At 64.2% G+C, this 19,836-nt stretch carries 19 protein-coding genes and 1 tRNA gene; 14 read left to right on the top strand and 6 right to left on the bottom strand.

Annotation, left to right across the window (positions count from 1 at the left end):
• The first annotated feature begins 307 nt into the window (after window positions 1–307).
• The gene (locus KVX96_RS08330; protein WP_261193907.1) at window positions 308–1,744 is read left to right on the top strand and encodes an arabinose isomerase; all 1,437 of its coding nucleotides are present in this window, start codon (window positions 308–310) and stop codon (window positions 1,742–1,744) included.
• Here the strand turns inward: KVX96_RS08330 and KVX96_RS08325 are convergent.
• Window positions 1,721–2,647: a helix-turn-helix domain-containing protein gene (locus tag KVX96_RS08325; RefSeq protein ID WP_261193906.1), complete on the bottom strand. Its 927-nt coding sequence runs from the start codon at window positions 2,645–2,647 to the stop codon at window positions 1,721–1,723. The two genes, KVX96_RS08330 and KVX96_RS08325, sit on opposite strands and share 24 nt — an antisense overlap.
• A 262-nt stretch (window positions 2,648–2,909) precedes the next feature.
• Between KVX96_RS08325 and KVX96_RS08320 the strand changes: the two genes are divergently transcribed.
• The 3 genes from KVX96_RS08320 to KVX96_RS08310 all read left to right on the top strand — a co-directional run bounded on the left by KVX96_RS08320 (window position 2,910) and on the right by KVX96_RS08310 (window position 6,728).
• On the top strand, window positions 2,910–4,079 hold the full coding sequence (locus KVX96_RS08320) for a sugar ABC transporter substrate-binding protein (protein ID WP_261193905.1): 1,170 nt from the start codon (window positions 2,910–2,912) through the stop codon (window positions 4,077–4,079).
• 95 nt (window positions 4,080–4,174) lie between these two features.
• Window positions 4,175–5,740 carry a sugar ABC transporter ATP-binding protein gene (locus tag KVX96_RS08315; protein WP_261193904.1) on the top strand — a complete coding sequence of 522 codons (1,566 nt, stop codon included), beginning with the start codon at window positions 4,175–4,177 and terminating at the stop codon, window positions 5,738–5,740.
• Between the two features lie 40 nt (window positions 5,741–5,780).
• Window positions 5,781–6,728 carry an ABC transporter permease gene (locus tag KVX96_RS08310; protein ID WP_261193903.1) on the top strand — a complete coding sequence of 316 codons (948 nt, stop codon included), beginning with the start codon at window positions 5,781–5,783 and terminating at the stop codon, window positions 6,726–6,728.
• Window positions 6,729–6,957: 229 nt separating this feature from the next.
• Here KVX96_RS08310 and KVX96_RS08305 read toward each other — a convergent pair.
• Window positions 6,958–7,042, bottom strand: a tRNA-Leu gene (locus KVX96_RS08305).
• A 168-nt stretch (window positions 7,043–7,210) separates the two neighbouring features.
• On the opposite strand from KVX96_RS08305, the gene KVX96_RS08300 reads away from it, so the two are divergent.
• A complete protein-coding gene (locus tag KVX96_RS08300) occupies window positions 7,211–7,738 on the top strand; it encodes a Hint domain-containing protein (protein WP_261193902.1) in 528 nt (175 codons plus the stop codon).
• Here KVX96_RS08300 and KVX96_RS08295 read toward each other — a convergent pair.
• Window positions 7,735–9,354, bottom strand: a complete 1,620-nt coding sequence (locus tag KVX96_RS08295) for an NAD(P)H-hydrate dehydratase (protein ID WP_261193901.1) — start codon at window positions 9,352–9,354, stop codon at window positions 7,735–7,737. The two genes, KVX96_RS08300 and KVX96_RS08295, sit on opposite strands and share 4 nt — an antisense overlap.
• A 186-nt stretch (window positions 9,355–9,540) precedes the next feature.
• On the opposite strand from KVX96_RS08295, the gene KVX96_RS08290 reads away from it, so the two are divergent.
• Together KVX96_RS08290 and glnA are read left to right on the top strand one after the other, a co-directional pair.
• Window positions 9,541–9,879 carry a P-II family nitrogen regulator gene (locus KVX96_RS08290; RefSeq protein ID WP_261193900.1) on the top strand — a complete coding sequence of 113 codons (339 nt, stop codon included), beginning with the start codon at window positions 9,541–9,543 and terminating at the stop codon, window positions 9,877–9,879.
• Between the two features lie 76 nt (window positions 9,880–9,955).
• Window positions 9,956–11,362, top strand: a complete 1,407-nt coding sequence (gene glnA / locus KVX96_RS08285) for a type I glutamate--ammonia ligase (protein ID WP_261193899.1) — start codon at window positions 9,956–9,958, stop codon at window positions 11,360–11,362.
• Between the two features lie 101 nt (window positions 11,363–11,463).
• Here the strand turns inward: glnA and KVX96_RS08280 are convergent, their stop codons facing one another.
• The gene (locus KVX96_RS08280) at window positions 11,464–12,240 is read right to left on the bottom strand and encodes a heme-dependent oxidative N-demethylase family protein (protein ID WP_261193898.1); all 777 of its coding nucleotides are present in this window, start codon (window positions 12,238–12,240) and stop codon (window positions 11,464–11,466) included.
• 171 nt (window positions 12,241–12,411) lie between these two features.
• Here KVX96_RS08280 and dddP point away from each other — a divergent pair, with 171 nt between their 5' ends.
• Together dddP and KVX96_RS08270 are read left to right on the top strand one after the other, a co-directional pair.
• Window positions 12,412–13,743, top strand: coding sequence for a dimethylsulfonioproprionate lyase DddP (dddP, locus tag KVX96_RS08275; protein ID WP_261193897.1), 1,332 nt, complete (start codon window positions 12,412–12,414; stop codon window positions 13,741–13,743).
• A gap of 107 nt (window positions 13,744–13,850) precedes the next feature.
• Window positions 13,851–15,080, top strand: a complete 1,230-nt coding sequence (locus KVX96_RS08270) for a bifunctional alpha/beta hydrolase/OsmC family protein (protein ID WP_261193895.1) — start codon at window positions 13,851–13,853, stop codon at window positions 15,078–15,080.
• A 115-nt stretch (window positions 15,081–15,195) separates the two neighbouring features.
• Here KVX96_RS08270 and KVX96_RS08265 read toward each other — a convergent pair whose 3' ends face one another.
• The gene (locus KVX96_RS08265; RefSeq protein ID WP_261193894.1) at window positions 15,196–15,543 is read right to left on the bottom strand and encodes a hypothetical protein; all 348 of its coding nucleotides are present in this window, start codon (window positions 15,541–15,543) and stop codon (window positions 15,196–15,198) included.
• 81 nt (window positions 15,544–15,624) lie between these two features.
• Here KVX96_RS08265 and purB point away from each other — a divergent pair, with 81 nt between their 5' ends.
• Together purB and KVX96_RS08255 are read left to right on the top strand one after the other, a co-directional pair.
• Window positions 15,625–16,932 carry an adenylosuccinate lyase gene (gene purB / locus KVX96_RS08260; RefSeq protein WP_261193892.1) on the top strand — a complete coding sequence of 436 codons (1,308 nt, stop codon included), beginning with the start codon at window positions 15,625–15,627 and terminating at the stop codon, window positions 16,930–16,932.
• Between the two features lie 57 nt (window positions 16,933–16,989).
• A complete protein-coding gene (locus KVX96_RS08255) occupies window positions 16,990–17,151 on the top strand; it encodes a hypothetical protein (protein ID WP_261193890.1) in 162 nt (53 codons plus the stop codon).
• A gap of 65 nt (window positions 17,152–17,216) precedes the next feature.
• On the opposite strand, the gene KVX96_RS08250 is transcribed toward KVX96_RS08255, so the two are convergent.
• Window positions 17,217–17,573 (bottom strand): winged helix-turn-helix transcriptional regulator, encoded by a 357-nt coding sequence (locus KVX96_RS08250; RefSeq protein ID WP_261193889.1) that lies wholly within the window; start codon window positions 17,571–17,573, stop codon window positions 17,217–17,219.
• Window positions 17,574–17,788: 215 nt separating this feature from the next.
• Between KVX96_RS08250 and KVX96_RS08245 the strand changes: the two genes are divergently transcribed.
• The 3 genes from KVX96_RS08245 to KVX96_RS08235 are packed head-to-tail and all read left to right on the top strand — an operon-like array spanning window position 17,789 to window position 19,740.
• Window positions 17,789–18,397, top strand: a complete 609-nt coding sequence (locus tag KVX96_RS08245) for an NAD(P)H-dependent oxidoreductase (RefSeq protein ID WP_261193888.1) — start codon at window positions 17,789–17,791, stop codon at window positions 18,395–18,397.
• Entirely contained in the window at window positions 18,384–19,091 is a 708-nt protein-coding gene (locus KVX96_RS08240) for a glutathione S-transferase family protein (protein WP_261193887.1), read from the top strand. The genes KVX96_RS08245 and KVX96_RS08240 overlap by 14 nt, the downstream gene beginning before the upstream one ends.
• Before the next feature lies 1 nt (window position 19,092).
• Window positions 19,093–19,740, top strand: coding sequence for a DsbA family protein (locus KVX96_RS08235; RefSeq protein ID WP_261193886.1), 648 nt, complete (start codon window positions 19,093–19,095; stop codon window positions 19,738–19,740).
• The last annotated feature ends 96 nt before the right edge of the window (window positions 19,741–19,836 follow it).

Raw genomic sequence — 19,836 nt, 5'->3', positions numbered from 1 at the left:
AAGACGCATGGAAAAGAAGTTTGCGCTTGTTCGAAAGCATTTCGGCTCCTGTTCGCCTGCTCCTCTGCCCTGTACCGTGCTTTGCCCCAGTTCGCTCCTCAAGGTGATCGGAATGCCCGGGCACACACGCAACTTGCCTTGATCGAGGGCGCCCTCCGTCCGCGTTTTGTGATCAATATTTGCATGGCTCCGGTCAGCCGCCACCGGGTTTCGCCCGCTAGGCTGATCGCAGGATGAGGGTTGCGTCAAGGGCCGGTCCGCCCCGTGGGGCGGCCGGGCGAGGCGCATCACGGGAGGAGCACAGACAATGGCCAGAATCGCCGAAACCCCTTTGAAAGTTGGCTTGTTCGGCATCGGGCTTGACGCCTACTGGCCCCAGTTCGAGGGGCTGGAGGCGCGGCTGAAGTCCTACGTCGGCGTGGTGGAGCGGAAGCTCGCGCGCGACGGGGTCGAAGTGGTGAACCTCGGCCTGATCGATACGCCGGAAAAGGCAGTTCAGGCAGGCCATGATTTTCGCGCCGCGGATGTGGATGTCATTTTTCTCTATGTCACGACCTACGCGCTGTCGTCCACGGTGCTGCCGGTGGTGCGCCGCGCGGGCGTGCCGGTGATCATCCTGAACCTGCAGCCGGTGGCCGCGATGGACTACGCCGCCTTCAACGCGCTGGGGGACCGCACGCGGATGACGGGCGAATGGCTGGCCCATTGCGCGGCCTGTCCGGTGCCGGAAATCGCCAATGTCTTCACCCGCGCGGGCATCGAGTTTCACCAGATCACCGGCGTTCTGGAGGGTGATGCCCATGTGGATGGGCAGATCGAGGATTGGATCGAGGCCGCGCGCGTGGCTCATGTGATGGCGCACAGCAAGCTTGGCGTGATGGGCCGCTATTACAACGGCATGCTGGATATCTACTCGGATATGACCTGTCAGGCTGCCGCCTTCGGCACGGTCATCGAGATCGTGGAGATCGACGCCTTGGCCGCGATCCGGGCGCAGCTGGATGACGCCGCCGTGGACGCCATGCTCACCCGGATTAGGGGAGAGTTCGACATCCAGCCCGACTGCAGCCCCGAGGAACTGCGGCGCGCCGCGCGCACCGCCGCCGCGCTCTTTGCACTGGTGGAGCGCCACGGGCTGGGCGCGATGGCCTATTACTACGAGGCGACGCCGGGATCAGCGCATGAAGACATCATCACCTCGGTGATCCTTGGCTGCTCGATGCTGACCGCCGAAGGCGTGCCCATCGCGGGCGAATACGAGGTGAAGAACGCGCAAGCCATGAAAATCATGGACAGTTTCGGCGCGGGCGGCTCGTTCACCGAGTACTACGCGATGGATTACGTGGATGACGTGGTGATCATGGGCCACGACGGGCCTGGCCACACGAAGATCGCGCAGGGCAAAACGAAAGTGCGCCCGCTTGAGGTGTATCACGGCAAGGTCGGGGCCGGGGTCAGCGTGGAGATGAGCGTGCGCCATGGCCCCGTGACCTGCCTTTCGGTGCTGGAGATCGGCGGGAAGGTCTCGCTTCTGGTGGCCGAGGGGGAGTCTGTGCCCGGCCCGACGCTGGAGATCGGCAACACCAACAGCCGCTACCGCTTCCCCCTGGGCGCACGACGCTTCGTGGAAAGCTGGAATGCCGCCGCCCCCGCGCATCACTGCGCAGTGGGGGTGGGCCATATCGCGGCGCGGATCGAAAAGCTGGGCGCGTTGCTCGGGCTAGAGGTCATCCGCGTCTGCTAGGGGCTCCTCCCGCCCCGCGGCAAGGCGTGCCCGCCAATCCGTTGGCGGGCACCTGACCGTGCGCCGGAACTGGTTGGAGAAGTGGAAGGCCGAGCTGAACCCCAGCTGCGCCGCCACGCCCTTGATCGAAAGATCGGTGTTGTCGAGCAGATCCTTGGCTTTCTGCAGGCGCATCGCAGTCTGGTATTCCTTCATCGACAGGCCCGTGTGCCCCCGAAACCTGCGCCGCAAGTTGGAATAGCTCACGTTCAGCGCATCGGCGATTTCCTCCATCGGGCGGTTCTCGGTGCAGGTTTCCAAGAGCATCATCCGCGCAGTGTTCACAAGCCGGTTGGTGCTGTCCTCATTGGCGGTGCGCGGGCCGGCGAGGATGGCCAGCAGCTTCAGCCCCAGCATCGACAGAACCGGCTGGTTCCCCACCGCATTGGCGCGCGCCAGAGAATGGATTTCGGCGAAGGTCGCGGCGATCGCAGCAGTGTCGGGATTGCGAAACACCGGGCGGCTCTTGTCCAGCAGGCCCGAGTTCACCGCCATGTCGAAAGCCGTGCCCTTGCATTCGACCCAATGTTCCGTCCAGCCCGTCGCGGGTTCCGGCGCGTAGCGGTGCCAGACATTGGGAAACAGCACAAAGACCATGCCCGCCTCAAGATCAAAGGGTTTGCTGCCGTGGCCAAGCTCGGCCCGGCCCCGCCCTTCGGACAGAAAGACGATCTGGTAGGCCTGCAGCACCCGGCCCTTGCGGCGGCTGAACAGATGGTGTTGCGGGTGACTCAGCGCCGGATACTGCGCGTGTTTGCCAACCCGCGTGAACCCGGTGGATTGCAGGGTGCAGCCCAGTGCATGGCAGAGCCGGCTTTCCGGGATATAGCTGTAGTAATCCTCAGGCTGCGGATCAGCCACCATGGTGCGCACCTTGCGTTTTTCATATTACCCCGGCCAGCCCCGGCAGAGGTGACAAAAGGTTAAACCATTTAGAAACAGTTATTTACCTAACACCTTTCTCCATTTTCCCCGCGAGAGCGGGCAAAGTCAATCGCGCGCATTGGCGATCAAAAAGTATATCTGAATGGCCAGAAATTCCTTGAGAGCGGTTGTAGCTTTTTTGCAGGAGGAGCGCTTGACGGGGTTGGTCGGGCGTCACAGGACCTATCTGGGAGGATTGGAAATGAACAAACTACTCATGTCTGCCGCCACGGCACTGGCTTTGCTGGGCACGCCCCCCGCGCAGGCCGATTTCCTTGGCTATGACCCGGCCACGCATGACGGCGCGATGTTCCCGGCCGATGCGCTGATGGCGATGGTCAAGGCGGCGATGGAAGTGACCCCGCCGCGCAATGGCGAGACATATGTGATCGGCTTTGCCAACCTGCAGCGCGATATCCCTTTCTGCGCGCTGGTGGAGAAAGGCATCCTTGAGAATGCCGAGGCCGCCGGGATCGAGGTCGTCGTGGCCGACAACCGGCTCGACGGCGCCACCGCGCTGGCCAACGCCCAGAGCTTCATCAACCGCAACGTGGATTTCGTGATCGAATTCCAGACCGACGCCGAGTTGGGAGCGGTGATCATGCAGCAGCTCAACGCCGCCGAGATCCCCGTCGTGGCAATCGACATCCCGATGCCGGGGGCTGGCTTCTTCGGGGTCAACAACCCGCGCGCCGGTTTCATGGGCGGCTCCTACCTCGCGCAGGCCGCCGTGGCGCGCTACGGGATGGAAGCCGTGATGGACGGCTACTTCATCGAAGGCGAGCTGCCGCAATCCGGCCCGATCCCGGCGATGCGCACAGGCGGGCAGATCGCGGGCTTCCGCGCCGCGCTGCCGAATTTCCCCGAGGATCAGATCCTGACCTTTGACAGCAAGAACACGCTGGAAGAAAGCTTCACGCAAACGCGCAACCTGCTGAGCCGCATCCCCGAAGGCGTGCCGATCATGGGCACCGCCATCAACGATCAGGCCACCACCGGCATCCTGCGCGCCGCCCAGCAGGACGGGCGCGAGATGATCACCGTCGTGGGCCTCGGGGCCGATGAAGGCGAAACACTCGCCAGCGAGGAAGATTTTGTTGCCGCCGTGGGCTCCTTCCCGGAGCGCTACGGCAACGCGCTGATCCCGATGGCGCTGGCCACATTGGCCGGTGAAGACCTCCCGGATGCGGTGCTGATCAATCACGCGATGGTCACCCCGGCCAATATCTGCGAATTCAACGCCGAGATCGCCTGCCAGGACGTGGCCGTCATCGACTACAGCTTCCCGGAAGCGGGCTTCCTTGCCCACCTCGAGGCGCTGCGCAACGATCCGTCGCTGGCCGATGTGCAGAACCTGATCCCGCTGCAATAAACCTGCAAAAACACACATCACGCGGCACCGCCGGTGCCCCGTGGTGTTTCAGCGATCCTGTGCTCTAGAGTGAGGGGCACAGGGAAGGAATGCTCATGACCGCCGCCGCGCCACGCCTTGATATGCAGGACATCCAGAAAAGCTTCGGCCCCGTGCAGGTGCTGAACGGCGTGTCGATGCAGCTCATGCCCGGAGAGATCGTTGCGCTGCTGGGCTCCAATGGCGCGGGCAAATCCACGCTGATGAAGATCCTGACGGCGAATTACACCAAAAGCGCAGGCGCGATCCGGGTGAACGGTGCCGAGGTGGCCTTCGCCTCGCCCCGCGATGCGGCCAAGGCAGGCATCCGCTTCCTGCCGCAGGAGATCTCCGTCTTCCCCGAACTGAGCATCGCCGAAAACATCTGCCTCTCCGCCGAAAGCGCGGGCCGGGTGGATTGGGCCGACATGGCAAGCCGCGCCTCCCGCGTGCTGGCGGACCTTGGCTTTGGCCATCTGGACCCGCAGACACGGGTGGCCGATCTGCCTGTCGCGGAGCGCCGCATCATCGAAATCGCCCGCGCGCTGGAGGGCCGGGCCGACATCCTCGTGATGGACGAACCCACGGCCTCGCTCTCGGAAGCCGAAAGCGAACAGATCTTCGTGATCCTGCGGCGGCTGAAGGCGCGGGGCACCTCGATCGTCTATATCTCCCACTACCTTAAGGAAGTCTTCGAAATCTCGGACCGCATCGTGGTGCTGCGCGACGGGCGCAACGCCGGTGAGTTCGCCCCCGCAACCGCCGCCATGGGCGAGGTGGTGACGGCGATGCTGGGCAAGGTGGCCGGTGCGCTCTTTGATGCACGCCCGCCCCTGCCCGCGAACGCCACGCTGCGGCTGACCTGTGACGGCCTGAGCCTGCCCGGGCAGATCGAGGAGGTCAGCTTCGATCTGCGCGCGGGCGAGATCCTTGGCATCTTCGGGCTGATCGGCTCGGGCGTCGAGGTGCTGGGGCGGCTGATCTTCGGGGCCGAGGGGCGCCCGCCCGCAGGCCGGCTCACGCTGAACGGATCCCCCTATGTGCCGCGCTCGCCCCGCGCCGGCAAAGCGGCCGGGCTCGGCTTCGTGACAGCAGAGCGCAAGACCGACGGCATCATGGCGGATATGTCGGTGCGCGAGAACCTCGTGGCGGCGTTCCAATCCGACTACGGGCGCGGAATGCTCACCTCACCGGCGCGCGAGACCTCCCAGACCAACCAATGGATCGAGAAACTCGGCATCAAGACATCCGGGCCCGAACAGCCCATCCGCCTGCTGTCCGGCGGCAACCAGCAGAAGGTCTGCGTCGCCCGCTGGCTCAATCCGAAAGTGAAGGTGCTGATCCTTGAAGAGCCGACGCGCGGCGTGGATGTGGGCGCGCGCAAGGACATCTACAGCCAGCTCGTGGCTTTCGCGCGCGAAGGGCTGGCGATCCTCGTGCTGTCCTCCGACGTGGAAGAGATCGCCGGGCTCTCCGATCGCTCCATGGTGATCGACCGGGGCCGCATCATCGCATCCTTCGAGGCCGGGGCCACGGCGGGCGAGCTGATGGCGGCCAGCGCCCAAACGCCGTCAAGCCAGACGCAAAGCACGCAGATGCCTTCCACCAAGCCTCGCACAGCCCAGCCCCTTTCAGACGACTAAAGGCCAGACCATGCCCAACGCTTCGCCCACCCCGCCCCTGATGAAACGCCTGTTCGGTGGCTCTGGCGTCGGCACGACGGTGCTGATCCTGCTCGTGTTCTACGTCCTGCTGCTGATCGTTTTCTCCTTCCTGTCGCCCTTCTTCATGACGCTGCGCAACATGACGTCGATCAGCTCCAACATCGCGCTGATCGGGCTGATGGCCGCCGCCGGGACGCCGCTGATCATCGCGGGCGGGCTGGATCTTTCCGTCGCGGCGGTGGCCGGGCTGACCGGGGTGATCATCGCGTTGCTCTATGCATCCGGCACCCCGATCTGGCTGGCCGTGCTGGCGGCGGTGGCCGTGGCGGTGCTGATCGGCATCGTGAACGGCGTGCTGGCCACGTACCTGAGGCTCAACCCGCTGATCGTGACGCTCGCGACGATGTCCATCGTCACTGGGGTCTCGCTGATCCTCACAGGCGGGCTGACAAAGCCCCTGCTCGTGGAAGGGTTCAACTGGATCGGGCAGGACAGGCTGCTGGGCGTGCCGGTGCCCGCGCTGCTGATGCTGGCGGTCTATGTGCTGCTCTGGCTGATGATGCAGAAGACTCATTTCGGACGCCATGCGTTCGCCGTCGGCGGAAATCCTGACGCCAGTCGCCTGATAGGCCTGCCGGTGGACCGTACCCAGATCACGCTCTACGTGATGTCGGCCGTTTCTGGCGCCATCGCGGGCACGGTGCTGGCCGCCATGCTCGGGGCCGCCGCGCCGAACGCGGCGGGGCCGCATCTTCTGACGGTGATCGCGGCAATCATCCTCGGCGGCACCTCGCTGCAGGGCGGGCGCGGCTCCGTCTGGGGCACGCTGGTTGCGGTGCTGATCCTTGGCACGCTCAACAACGGGCTGACGCTGATGAACGTCACGAGCTTCTGGCAGGACGTCACCCGCGGCATCGTGCTGATCCTCGCCGTCGGCTTCGACGGGCTGCGCCAGCGCATGGCTTAAGGCGACAGGGCCAGCGCAGCCCGCCACCCAATGCCAAGGTTTTTTACGGCTTTTCCGTCAAATGCTACTTAAAGCCGGAACGCCCGGAGGAAAGCCCATCCCCACTTGCAGGTTTCGCCGGACGTCGCGCGCCACATGGCGTTGTCAGACTCTTGCCCGAGGCGCGCCGCACCACACCATCGAAGGCGGCATTTACACGCCCGCAATCACAGCCTGACCTGAAGAATTTTGGTGCGGGTGGAGGGACTTGAACCCCCACGCCTTGCGGCGCCAGAACCTAAATCTGGTGCGTCTACCAATTTCGCCACACCCGCACATGGCCTGCGCTGTCGCGCTGGCTGGGCCGCTTGTTACCAGAGCCGCCAGACAGGCGCGAGGGCAAAAAGCACAGATCCCGCCAAGTTAAGAAAAAAGCTTTGTTTAACGCGGTTTTAAGCTATGATGGGGGCAATAATAAAAGGCAGGTCAGAGCGAGATAGCCCATGGAACCGAAAACGGTCGGGCATTGGCACGGGGCGATCCCCGTGAATGCACCAGTGCAGCTGCGCGCGGGAATCGTGCACGGCACCCCTATTCTTACCCTCGATGGCGCATTGCCGGTGGAGTTTCTCTGCCCCGGCGATCGGATCATCACCCGCGATACGGGCATGGTCCGGCTTCTGGGCGTGGAGAGCTTCGAGGCAAGCCTGCGCCCGGTGCATGTCAGCCCCGGCGCGCTGGGAAATGACTCCCCCGGTCAGGCGATCCGCCTGCACCCGGCGCAACAGGTCCACTTGCGCGATTGGCGCGCCACGGCGCTTTTCGGCGCGGCACGGGCGCTGGTGCGGGCCGAGGATTTGGTGGATGGCGAATTCATCCGCCGCGCAGGTCCCTCCAAGACGCTGCGCTTCACCGCCCTCACCTTCGAGCGCGCCGAGGTGATCTACGCCGGCGGGCTGGAACTGGGCTGCCACACGGAGAGCGCAGCGATCATCCCGACCAAAAGCGCCGTGGAACTGACACTGCGCTAAGCGCCAATCCGGCGCAACACGGCGGGCAGCGCCTCGGGCAGATCCTCCGCGATCAGGCCGGGGCCAAAGGCGCGCGCCGCCTCCACATGCAGCCAGGCCGCGCAGCCCGCCGCCTCAAGCGGTGCATATCCCCGCGCCAGCAGCCCGGCGATCAGCCCCGCCAGCACATCGCCGGCGCCAGCGGTCGCCAGCCAGGGCGCGGCCCGCTCATAGGCCGCCCCATGCACGAGCGCCCGCCCGTCTGGCGCGGCGATCACCGTGTCTGCCCCCTTCAACAGCACAACGCAGCCCGCCCGCGCACTGGCCGCGCGCACCGCATCCAGCCGCGAGTACGCCGGCCCGGCCACGGCCGGCTCCGCAAGCCGCGCCGCCAGATCGGGAAAGAGCCGCGCGAACTCACCGCCGTGGGGCGTGAGCACAGCCCTTTCGGGCAAGGCCGCAAACAGCGCGCCCGGGGCGTCCGCGAAAGCCGAAAGCGCATCGGCGTCCAGAACCACGCCCCGCGCGGGCCCCGCGTCCGCCAGCGTCACAGGCACCAAGGCGCGCGCCCGCGCCAACCCAAGGCCGGGCCCAAGGCAGAGCGCCGTGATCCGCGGATCCTGCAACAGCCCTGCCAGCGCCTCCGCCCCATCCGCCGGTCGCAACATCACTGCCGTCAGCTGCGCCGCACATTCCGCCATCGCGTCCGAAGGCGCGGCCAGCGTCACAAGCCCCGCCCCCACCCGCAGCGCCGCCCGCGCCGCCAGCCGCGCCGCACCGGTCTGGCCAAAGCCCCCGGCACAGATCAGCGCATGCCCATAGGAGAACTTATGCGTGGCCCGGCCAAAGGGATCGCCCTTGCCCAACACAAGCCCCGGCGCTTCCACCTCCTGCGCCGCCCCCGCAAAAGGCTCATCAGGCAGGCCAATGTCCACCAGCCGACGGACGCCACAGTGGCGCGGCCCCTCCGACAAGACATGGCCGCATTTGTAGCGGTGAAAACTCACCGTCAGATCCGCCCAGAGCCCGTCGCCCTCCAGCCTCCGACCGCTGTCGCTACAGAGCCCCGAGGGCAGATCCACCGCCACCACCCGCGGCCGCGCCGGATCTTCGCGCAAATCCCATTCCGGCAGCATCCGCCCGACCCCGGCTTCAAATGACAGCCCCCGCGCAAGCCCGGTGCCGAAAAGCGCATCCACGATCAGATCGAACGCCCAGGGATTAAACGCCTCCCCCGGCGCAGGCCAGGTCCGCACCGCCCCCAAGGCGGCCCAGCGATCATGGTTGACCTTCGCATCCGCAGGCAGTCGCGCGGCATCGCCAAAAAGAAACACCTCCACCGCCCAGCCGCGACCCGCCAGAAGCCGCGCGATCACGAAACCGTCGCCCCCGTTGTTGCCCGGCCCACAGAGCACAACCACCCGCTTCCTCTCGCCTGAAATACCTCGGGGGGAGTCCGCAGGACGGGGGGCAGAGCCCCCCTCCCCGCCCGCCGCAAAGGCGGGCCATTCTGCCTCGATGGCCGCCACCACGCCCGCCCCGGCGCGCTCCATCAGGTCCAGCCCGCGCACCCGGCCCGCCCCGATCTCACTGGCTTCAGCGCTGCGCATTTGGGCAGCTGTCAATAGGTCATGCATTCTTCAAACGCCTAAAGTTTTCATTCTGCCCATTTTTGCGCCATACTGCACAAATGTGATGCGCCACTTTCGGATTCCCCCGGCACCACCGCCCCCCGGCACCCTACCCAATTGTGCCCGCCGGATGAACGCATAAGAAAGTGGCCGGACAGGTTTTCATATCGAGATTCCCAGGGAGAACGGGCAATGAAAAAGATCGAAGCGATTATCAAGCCGTTCAAGCTCGATGAAGTGAAAGAAGCTCTGCAAGAGATTGGCGTGCAGGGGCTTTCCGTCGTCGAGGTGAAAGGCTTTGGTCGCCAGAAAGGCCACACGGAGCTTTACCGTGGCGCCGAATACGTTGTCGATTTTCTGCCGAAGGTCAAAATCGAGGTCGTCCTGTCGGACGATCAGGTCGACGGGGCCATCGAGGCCATCATCGGCGCTGCCAAGACCGACAAGATCGGTGACGGCAAAATCTTCGTGTCTACCGTCGAACAAGCCATCCGCATCCGCACTGGCGAATCCGGCGAAGACGCGCTGTAACACCGCAAGCCTTCGCCTCGCGAAGGCTTCTAACCCCTAACCACTCACACCAAATCTGAAGGGAAGAGAAGGTCACATGAGCATCGCTGACGTTCTGAACATGATCAAGGAAGAGGGCGCCGAATACGTCGACATCCGCTTCACCGACCCGCGCGGGAAACTGCAACACGTGACCGTGATGGCCGACCAGGTGGACGAAGACTTCCTCGAAGAAGGCTTCATGTTCGACGGCTCCTCCATCGCCGGCTGGAAATCGATCGACCAGTCCGACATGAAACTGATGGCCGACCCGGCATCCGCCTATGTGGATCCGTTCTACGCCGAGAAAACAGTCGCTATCCATTGCTCCGTTGTCGAGCCCGATACCGGCGAATCCTACGACCGCGACCCGCGCGGCACCGCCGAGAAGGCCGAGGCTTACCTGAAGTCCTCCGGCATCGGCGATGCGGCCTACTTCGGCCCGGAAGCCGAATTCTTCCTGTTCGACGACGTGCGCTTCTCGGTTGAGATCAACAAGGTCTCTTACCAGGTCGACGCCACCGACGCCTCCTGGAACTCCGACACCGAGTACGAGATGGGCAACACCGGCCACCGTCCCGGCGTCAAAGGCGGCTACTTCCCGGTCAACCCGATCGACGAAGGCCAGGACATCCGCTCCGAGATGCTCTCCACCATGAAGCGCATCGGCATGAAAGTGGACAAGCACCACCACGAGGTTGCTTCCTGCCAGCACGAACTGGGCCTGATCTTCGGCACGCTCACCAAGCAGGCTGACGAGATCCAGAAGTACAAATACGTGATCCACAACGTGGCCCACGCCTACGGCAAATCCGCCACCTTCATGCCCAAGCCGATCTCCGGCGACAACGGCACCGGCATGCACGTGAACATGTCGATCTGGAAAGACGGCAAGCCGCTCTTCGCAGGCGACAAATACGCCGATCTCTCCGATGAGGCCCTGTGGTTCATCGGCGGCATCCTGAAGCACGCCAAAACGCTGAACGCCTTCACCAACCCGTCCACGAACTCCTACAAGCGCCTGATCCCCGGCTTCGAAGCCCCGGTTCTGCGCGCCTATTCCGCCCGCAACCGCTCTGGCTGCGTGCGTATTCCGTGGGCCGAATCCCCGAAAGCCAAGCGCGTCGAAGCCCGCTTCCCGGATCCCTCCGCGAACCCCTACCTCTGCTTCGCAGCCCTGCTGATGGCCGGCCTCGACGGCATCAAGAACAAGATCGATCCGGGCGAAGCTTCCGACAAGGATCTCTACGATCTGCCGAAGGAAGAACTGGCCGGCATCCCGACCGTCTGCGCCTCCCTGCGTGAAGCGCTGGAGAACTTGGAAGCCGATCACGAGTTCCTGCTTGCCGGCGACGTCTTCACCAAAGACCAGATCCAGGGCTACCTCGATCTGAAATGGGAAGAGGTCTACGCCTACGAGCACACCCCGCACCCGGTGGAATTCAAAATGTACTACAGCTGCTAAGCGGCTTTGGGACAGTGAATGGAAAGGGCGCCTTTGGGCGCCCTTTTTTCTTTGCGCAAAGCGGTAAAACACCCGCTTTGCAAATGCTTAGACGGGGTAGTTCACCCCAAGATCACCGCCCCCTGCGCCTCTGTCAGATCCGTGCGCGCCAGCATGTAAGTGTGGATCGAGAAGACAACGGCCTGCGTTTTGGGCAGCCGCAGCAGGCATTGGCGCTCGCTGCGCACAAAGGGAAAGCCCGGATCACTGTCGCGGTGCGGCTCACCTTCGGAGCGCGGGGCGTGCAGTTCGGGGCTTTTGTAGAACAGCAGGTTGTGGCGGCAGAGCGGCTGTTCGGGGCGGATCACGTCAAACATCCGCTGCACGCGCCGCGCAAGCTGCGCGTCATAGGCGGCCACTGGCGTGTGGATCGCCGTGAGCGGGCGCCCGATCTTTTCAGAAAGCGTCCAGCTGGCCGGAAAGCAGAGCACGGCCGCCGTCATCACATGCTCCGCCCCGCACTGCTCAAGGATCACCAGATCCTCCTGCAGAAGCCGCCCGAGAAAGCGCAGCGGCGCTTCGCGATCTGGTGCGATCACCTGCCCATCCGGGCGGCGCACTTTGCCATCGGCGCGCAGATCAAATCCGGGCAACTCGGCAAGCTGCGCCAGAACCTCCGCCTGAAGCTCCCGGCAGGCCGGCAGCGCTTCGGGCTGCATCGCATGGACCGCGCCTTCGCGCTCCGCCAGTAGCGCATCCCGCCGTGCAATTTGGCCGGCATAGGCCTCGTCCACCTGCAGCCAATCGGCGCGCGCCATGGGGCGCACACCCGGCAAGCGCTCCCCAAGGCGCAGCTCCTCCGGCGTGAACGGCAGGCGGGTTTGCAGGGGGTAGGTCATGGCAGACTGCTCTCAGGTGTGGCGCGTTGAGGCGCTCTGCCCCCTGTCTACCCCGCGCAGACGGGGCCGAAAACGCAAAAAAGCGACACCCCGCCCTCTCAGAACCCGTCGCTTTCAGGCAGGACGCCCCCGCCCCGCTGCCCCCATCGTAAGCGCAGGGAGGCACGCGCCATGAACGATCACTACCGCGACAACCGCAAGATCGACCCAAGCCGGGGCGCCATGCTGGGCGATGGCACGCCCAACGACGCCGACCGGATCGAGATCGGCCCTACCCAGCTGGCCTACCGGGAATGGGAGGCCGCCGGGCTGCGCCTGCCCGACCTGCCCGAAATGCGCCGCTTCCGCTGGGCACGGCTCACCCAGCACATCGTGGAGCGAGATTACAGCGGCCTCCTGATGTTTGACCCGCTCAACATCCGCTACGCCACCGACAGCACCAACATGCAGCTCTGGAACAGCCACAACCCGTTTCGCGCCGTGCTGCTCTGCGCCGATGGCTATATGGTGATTTGGGATTACAAAAACGCGCCGTTCCTGTCGGGTTTCAACCCGCTGGTGCGCGAGGCGCGCTCGGGTGCGGATCTCTTCTATTTCGACCGCGGCGACAGGATCGACCTGGCGGCGGATGTGTTTTCCAACGAGGTGCGCCAGTTGATCGCCGAACACGGCGGCGGCAACATGCGGCTGGCGGTCGACAAACCCATGCTCCACGGCTTGCGCGCGCTGGAGGCGCAGGGCTTCACCGTGATGCCCGGCGAGGAAGTCACCGAGAAAGCGCGCAGCATCAAGGGGCCGGAAGAAATCCGCGCCATGCGCTGCGCCTCCCACGCCTGCGAGGTGGCCGTGGCCGAGATGGAGGCCGCCTGCGCGCCCGGTTTGAGCGAAGACGACGTCTGGGCGGTGCTGCACGCCGAGAACATCAAGCGCGGCGGCGAATGGATCGAAACCCGACTGCTCACCTCCGGCCCGCGCACCAACCCTTGGTTTCAGGAATGCGGCCCCCGCGTGATCCGCAACAATGAAATCGTCGCCTTCGATACGGATCTCGTAGGCAGCTACGGCATCTGCGTGGACATCTCGCGCACCTGGTGGGTGGGCGACCGCGCCCCTCGCCCCGACATGATCGCGGCGATGCAGCACGCCCATGAACACATCATGACCAATATGGAAATGCTCGCGCCCGGCGTCTCGATGCGCGATCTCACCTTCAACAGCCACCGGCTGGAGGATCAGTATCAGAAGCAGAAATACGGCTGCCTGATGCATGGCGTCGGCCTCTGCGATGAATGGCCCCTGATCGCCTACCCCGATCACTTCGTCGAAGGGGCGTTCGACTATCACCTTGAGCCCGGCATGGTGCTCTGCGTGGAGGCGCTCGTCAGCCCGGAAGGCGGCGATTTCTCCATCAAGCTCGAAGATCAGGTGCTGATCACCGAAGACGGCTATGAAAACCTCACGCAATATCCCTTTGATCAGCGGCTGATGGGGGCCACCGGCTGACGTCACACCCTCTCACCAAGCCGTGAGGCGGGCGGCGAATCCCTTGAGAAGCCCCGCCCCGCCGCCCACTCTCTTGTGAACAGCGTAAGTGAGGCAGGAGCGGTGCCATGCCGATGGAGAAGGTGACATTCGAAGGCCATTCCGGCGAGAGCCTCGCCGCGCGGCTGGATCTTCCCGATGGCCCGCATCTGGCCACGGCGATCTTTGCCCATTGCTTCACCTGCACCAAGGACATCACCGCCGCCCGCCGCATCGCCGGGCGACTGGCGGCCATGGGCATCGCCGTGCTGCGCTTTGATTTCACCGGGCTCGGCCATTCGGAAGGCGAGTTCGCCAACACGAGCTTCACCAGCAACGCCGCCGATCTTGTGGCAGCCGCGCGCTACCTGAAAGGGCGCGGCATGGCGCCGGCGCTGCTTGTGGGCCATTCGCTGGGCGGCGCGGCCGTGCTGCGCGCGGCGGCCGAGATCAAATCCGAAACCGGCGCGCTCAAGGCCGTGGCGACCCTCGGCGCGCCCTTCGATCCAGCCCATGTCACCCACCAATTCGGCGCAGCGCTGGAAGAGATCCGCACCAAAGGCAGCGCCGAAGTGCGGCTGGCGGGCCGCCCCTTCACAATCGGGCGCGGTTTTCTGGAGGATATCAGCACCGCCGATCTGCAAGACCGCATCGGCCACCTCGGCGCAGCGCTTCTGGTGCTGCATGCCCCGCGCGACGCCACCGTGGGCATCGAGAACGCCGCGCAGATTTTCGACGCCGCCCGCCACCCGAAAAGCTTCGTCACACTGGACGAGGCCGACCACCTGATCACGCGGACGGAAGATGCCGAATACGCCGCCGAGGTGATCGCCGCCTGGGCCGGGCGCTACCTCGATCTGCGCCCGCCTGCCCCACCGATCGGCGCGCCCGAAGGCGTGGTGCGCGTGGCCGAAGCCGATCCCGAAGGCTTCCTGCAGGATGTCAACGCCGGCCCCTTCCACCACGCACTGGCGGATGAACCGCTTGCCTATGGCGGCACCAACCAAGGCATGTCGCCTTACGGCTTCCTCGCCGCCGGTCTGGGTGCCTGCACCTCGATGACGATCCGCATGTATGCCCGCCGCAAGGGCTGGCCGCTGGCCCATGTGCGCGTCGATGTCACCCACGACAAGGTCCACGCCCAGGACGCAGGCGGCAGCGCGGCCAACCAGAAGATCGACAGCTTCCGCCGCGAAATCCATCTGGAAGGCGCGCTCAGCGCACAGCAGCGCGAAAAGCTTCTGGAGATCGCCGACAAATGCCCCGTGCACAAGACGCTCGAGAGCAGCGCCCGGATCATCACCACGCTCGCCGGATAACTTTCATGCCTCCGGCGGGGATATTTTCGCCAAGATGATGGGGCCCCACTTTGTTCTCTAAATATCTCGGGGGAGGCCCCGCAGGGGTCGGGGGCAGAGCCCCCTCTTTATTGCGCTACTTGCGCGAGGTGATCTTGCCGTTGGAGATCTTGCCTTGCGGATCGGTGAAGCGGATACGGCTGGGATCCTCCACCATCTGATCCACCGTGTAGCAGGTGATCTCCGAGGCCGGCGGCCATTTGGAGCAGTATTTGCCACCGTTCACAGACCAATGCCCAAGGCGCTTTTCGCCGGTGTCCCAGATCGTGTCGCCGGAGGCGAGGAACTCCTGCCGGGCGGCGATATATTCCACGTGTGCGCCCGCGAGCACTTCGAGGATTTCGGTGTCGCTCAAGGTTTTCCACTCGCTGGCGAGGGCCATACCCGGGGTCAGTGCCAGTACCGTGGCCAGAATTGCTCTCACGCGAACCTCCCATGATCTTGTCGCTGCGCGGGGTTCAGTCTAAGAGGAGCCGCGCGCCGCCACAACGCTGAAAGGTTCCCGATGATCCCTCGCTACTCCCGCCCCGATATGGTTGCCATCTGGTCGCCGGAAACGAAGTTCCGCATCTGGTACGAGATCGAGGCGCATGCCTGCGATGCGCAGGCCGATCTGGGGGTGATCCCGCGCGAAAACGCCGAGGCCGTGTGGAAAGCCAAGGACGTGGAGTTTGACGTCACCCGCATCGACGAGATCGAGGCCGTTACCAAGCATGACGTCATCGCCTTCCTGACCCACCTCGCCGAGCACGTGGGCAGCGAAGAGGCCCGCTTCGTGCATCAGGGCATGACCTCTTCCGATGTTCTGGACACCTGTTTCAACGTCCAGCTCACCCGCGCTGCCGATCTGCTGCTCGTTGGCCTCGACAAAACGCTCGCCGCCCTCAAAAAGCGCGCGCTGGAAACCAAGGATATGGTCCGCGTGGGCCGCAGCCACGGCATCCATGCCGAGCCGACAACCATGGGCCTCACCTTCGCCCGGTTCTACGCCGAGATGGACCGCAACCGCGCCCGCCTGCTGGCCGCGCGCGCGGAGATCGCCACCGGCGCGATCTCCGGTGCCGTGGGCACCTTCGCCAATATCGACCCGGCCGTGGAAGAGCATGTCTGCGCCAAGATGGGCCTCACGCCTGAGCCGATCAGCACGCAGGTGATCCCGCGCGACCGCCATGCGATGTTCTTCGCCGTGCTGGGCGTCATTGCGTCGTCGATCGAGAACATCGCGATCGAGATCCGGCACATGCAGCGCACCGAGGTCCTGGAAGGCGCGGAATTTTTCTCGATGGGCCAGAAGGGCTCTTCGGCCATGCCGCACAAGAAAAACCCGGTCCTCACCGAGAACCTGACGGGCCTTGCCCGCCTCGTGCGCATGAGCGTCATTCCGGCGATGGAAAATGTCGCCCTCTGGCATGAGCGCGACATCAGCCACTCTTCCGTGGAGCGCGGCATCGGCCCGGACGCCACGGTGACGCTCGATTTCGCCCTGCACCGGCTGGCCGGTGTGATCGATAAGATGCTGGTTTTCCCGCAGAATATGCTCGACAACATGAACAAATTCCCCGGCCTCGTGATGAGCCAGCGCGTGCTGCTGGCGCTCACCCAGGCTGGTGTGAGCCGCGAGGACGCCTATGCCATGGTGCAGCGCAATGCGCTGAAGGTCTGGGAAGAGCGCGTGGACTTCCGCGAACTGCTGCTCGCTGACCCGGAAGTGGTGGCCGCGCTTGGCGAAGATGGCATCAACGAGAAATTCGACATGGGGTACCATACGAAACACGTGGATTCGATCTTCCGCCGTGTCTTCGGCGAAGGGTGATCAGAGGCCGATTTCGTGCTAGGTTAGCTTCTATCCAACAGTGATGGAGGCACCAAGATGAAGTTAAAAGGCCTGATTTTCGCCGCGCTTCTGACCCTGCCCACCGCCGCGGCGGCTGCCGGTTGCGGGGGCGGACACAGCATGGGCGCATCCTCCTGCCCGCCCGGGCAGATCTGGGACGGCGACAGCCAGCAATGCATATCCGGGGCGTCGAGCTAAGCCACGCCACCGGTTGCTACGATCAGACGGCCCGCTCGCGCAGCGGGCCGTTTGCATGTGTGGGCTCAGCTTTCGGCTTCGGGCGGCAGGCTTTCCGTCCATTTGCGCAGCTCATCCAGAAAGCCGAGCGCGGTGCGGCCGAGGTCCGTCACCTCGTACTGAACCGAAACCGGCGCGGTATCCATCACCTCGCGTCGCACAAGGCCGCGCGCTTCCAGCTGGCGCAGGCGTTCGGCGATCATCTTCTTGGAGGCCCCGCCCACCACGCGGGCAATATCGTTGAACCGCAGCGGGCCATCCTTCAGGTGCCAAAGGATCGAGCCCGTCCATTTGCCGCCAATGATGCGCATGCCGTTCTCGATGGAACAGGGCTCGGTGCAGGAGGCCAGGGGGGCGGGCGTGAATTTTCGCTGGAGGGTCATGGGTCTTCTTCTTCACAGCGGTCCGAACAGGCCAAAGGCGTTGCGCAGAATGGCGTCAGACAGGTTACTGGTTATTTACGGCAAGCGGTGCTTACTCGATCTTACACAAGTTTGCAGGTTACAAAAAGTATACTGGTTGCATTTCGTTCCTTAATGCACAAGTTCGGTTCCGACACGCAAGATTTCAATGGTTTCCTTAAAAGGCTTCCCCTCCCATGAGCAAGATCCTCCTGCTGAACGGCACCCAGCCCTATCCCCATGCCCCCGGCCATCTGAACAAGGCCTTCATCGAGCGCGCCGAGGCGTGGCTTACGTCGCGCGGCCATGACGTGCGCCATTCCGCTGTGGCCGATCCCTATGATATCGATGAAGAAATCGCCAAGCACCAGTGGGCGGACAAGGTCATCGTGCAATTTCCCGTGAACTGGATGGGGGTGCCGTGGTCTTTCAAGAAATACATGGATGAGGTCTATTCCGCCGGGATGGACGGGCGGCTGGGCAATGGCGATGGCCGTTCTTCCACCGCCCCGGATGAGAATTACGGCATGGGCGGCGTGCTGACAGACACGGCTTACATGCTGTCCGTCACCTTCAACGCACCGCGCGCGGCCTTCGACAACCCGCAGGACGCCTTCTTCAAGGGCCAGAGCGTGGATGATCTGCTGGGCCACGTGCATCTGACCTACCGCTTCCTCGGCCTGCCGCAGGAGGCCACATTCGCCGCTCATGACGTGGTGAAGAACCCGCAGATCGAGGCCGATTTCGCCCGGTTCGAGGCGCATCTGGCAGAGGTTTTTGAAGAGAGCGCCCATGTCGCAGCCTGATATCCTGCTCTATACGGCGAACACGATGAACGGCTGGAAGCCGTTGATCTTCCTGCATGAAGCCGAGATCGACTACGAGTTGCGCCCGGTGGATCTGGGCAAGCGAGAGCAGAAGGCGCCCGACTATCTGGCGCTGAACCCCAACGGGCGCATCCCCACCATCGTGGATCGTGGCAACGGCGATTTCGCCGTCTTCGAAAGCGGCGCGATCCTCTGGTATCTGGCCGAGAAGTATGACCGCTTCCTGAGCCACGATCCCAAGGAGCGCTCTGAAACGCTGCAGTGGCTGATGTTCCAGATGGGCGGCATTGGCCCGATGATGGGTCAGGCGATGTTCTTCCAGCGCATCGCTAAGCCCAATGGCGATGAGGTGCCTTATGCGATCAACCGCTACGTGGCCGAAAGCCGCCGCCTGCTGGAGGTGCTGGACACCCGCCTCAAAGGGCGCGACTGGATGGTGGGCGATGCCATGAGCATTGCCGACATCGCCACCTACCCCTGGGCGCGCAGCCATTTCTGGGCCACGGTGAGCGTGGACGGCCTGCCGCATTTGCAGGCGTGGTTTGACAGGCTCGACGCCATGCCCCGTGTGCAGGAAGCCCTGCAACTGCCCGAGCCCCGCCCCGCAGCCTTCGGGCAGGGCGACATCGACACTGCGGCGCGCGAGAATGCCGCCCGTTTCAAGGAGCAATAAGATGGCAAACCCGATCCGCGTGGACATCGTCTCTGATGTGGTCTGCCCGTGGTGCATCGTGGGCTACAGCCAGCTGAAGAGGGCCTCGGAAGAGACGGGTATTCCGCTGGAAATTCAGTGGCACCCGTTCGAGTTGAACCCGCAGATGCCTTCGGAAGGCCAGAACCTGCGCGAGCACATCATGGAGAAATACGGCTCCAGCGCGGCCGATTCCCAGGCGGCGCGGGATCGGCTCACCGATCTGGGGGCCGATCTGGGCTTCACCTTCGCCTTCACCGACGACATGCGCATGGTCAACACTTTCCGCGCGCATCAACTGATCCATTGGGCCGATGAGCACGGCAAGGGCCACGCCGCCAAACAGGCGCTGTTCACAGCCTATTTCACCGAGCGACGCGATCTGAACGACCCTGAGGTGCTGGCCGATGTGGCCGAAAGCCTTGGCCTGTCCCGCGAGGAGGCGCTCAAAATGCTGGAGAGCGAAACACTGGCGCAAACCGTGCGGCAGGTGGAGCAGTTCTGGCTTCAGCAGGGCATCAGCGGCGTGCCTGCCATGGTGTTTGAGCGCCAGAATCTGGTGACAGGCGCGCAGGGCGAGGCCAATTACGCCAATATTCTCAGGCACCTCGCCGAGGCCCCGGCGGCCTGAGCCTGAAATCCGGCCCGATCCGCTCACGAAAGCGTGTGTGGATCGGTGCCCGCGCCGTGCCATGCTCTTGGGGTGTCGTTTCCCAGTCATCCAAGG

This window comes from Pseudoruegeria sp. SHC-113 (assembly GCF_025376885.1).
Taxonomy (GTDB): domain Bacteria; phylum Pseudomonadota; class Alphaproteobacteria; order Rhodobacterales; family Rhodobacteraceae; genus Pseudoruegeria.
The sequence above is the reverse complement of the archived record's forward strand: the minus strand, read 5'-3'. Positions and strand labels throughout refer to the sequence as shown.

Excerpts from the sequence above, each read along its gene's own strand:
- KVX96_RS08320 (WP_261193905.1), top strand. The coding sequence starts at position 2,910 with ATGAACAAACTACTCATGTCTGCCGCCACGGCACTGGCTTTGCTGGGC.
- KVX96_RS08270 (WP_261193895.1), top strand. The coding sequence starts at position 13,851 with ATGCCGATGGAGAAGGTGACATTCGAAGGCCATTCCGGCGAGAGCCTC.
- KVX96_RS08290 (WP_261193900.1), top strand. The coding sequence starts at position 9,541 with ATGAAAAAGATCGAAGCGATTATCAAGCCGTTCAAGCTCGATGAAGTG.
- KVX96_RS08300 (WP_261193902.1), top strand. The coding sequence starts at position 7,211 with ATGGAACCGAAAACGGTCGGGCATTGGCACGGGGCGATCCCCGTGAAT.
- KVX96_RS08250 (WP_261193889.1), bottom strand. The coding sequence starts at position 17,573 with ATGACCCTCCAGCGAAAATTCACGCCCGCCCCCCTGGCCTCCTGCACC.
- KVX96_RS08295 (WP_261193901.1), bottom strand. The coding sequence starts at position 9,354 with ATGCATGACCTATTGACAGCTGCCCAAATGCGCAGCGCTGAAGCCAGT.
- glnA (WP_261193899.1), top strand. The coding sequence starts at position 9,956 with ATGAGCATCGCTGACGTTCTGAACATGATCAAGGAAGAGGGCGCCGAA.
- KVX96_RS08240 (WP_261193887.1), top strand. The coding sequence starts at position 18,384 with ATGTCGCAGCCTGATATCCTGCTCTATACGGCGAACACGATGAACGGC.
- KVX96_RS08235 (WP_261193886.1), top strand. The coding sequence starts at position 19,093 with ATGGCAAACCCGATCCGCGTGGACATCGTCTCTGATGTGGTCTGCCCG.
- KVX96_RS08245 (WP_261193888.1), top strand. The coding sequence starts at position 17,789 with ATGAGCAAGATCCTCCTGCTGAACGGCACCCAGCCCTATCCCCATGCC.
- purB (WP_261193892.1), top strand. The coding sequence starts at position 15,625 with ATGATCCCTCGCTACTCCCGCCCCGATATGGTTGCCATCTGGTCGCCG.
- dddP (WP_261193897.1), top strand. The coding sequence starts at position 12,412 with ATGAACGATCACTACCGCGACAACCGCAAGATCGACCCAAGCCGGGGC.
- KVX96_RS08310 (WP_261193903.1), top strand. The coding sequence starts at position 5,781 with ATGAAACGCCTGTTCGGTGGCTCTGGCGTCGGCACGACGGTGCTGATC.
- KVX96_RS08325 (WP_261193906.1), bottom strand. The coding sequence starts at position 2,647 with ATGGTGGCTGATCCGCAGCCTGAGGATTACTACAGCTATATCCCGGAA.
- KVX96_RS08315 (WP_261193904.1), top strand. The coding sequence starts at position 4,175 with ATGACCGCCGCCGCGCCACGCCTTGATATGCAGGACATCCAGAAAAGC.
- KVX96_RS08330 (WP_261193907.1), top strand. The coding sequence starts at position 308 with ATGGCCAGAATCGCCGAAACCCCTTTGAAAGTTGGCTTGTTCGGCATC.
- KVX96_RS08280 (WP_261193898.1), bottom strand. The coding sequence starts at position 12,240 with ATGACCTACCCCCTGCAAACCCGCCTGCCGTTCACGCCGGAGGAGCTG.
- KVX96_RS08255 (WP_261193890.1), top strand. The coding sequence starts at position 16,990 with ATGAAGTTAAAAGGCCTGATTTTCGCCGCGCTTCTGACCCTGCCCACC.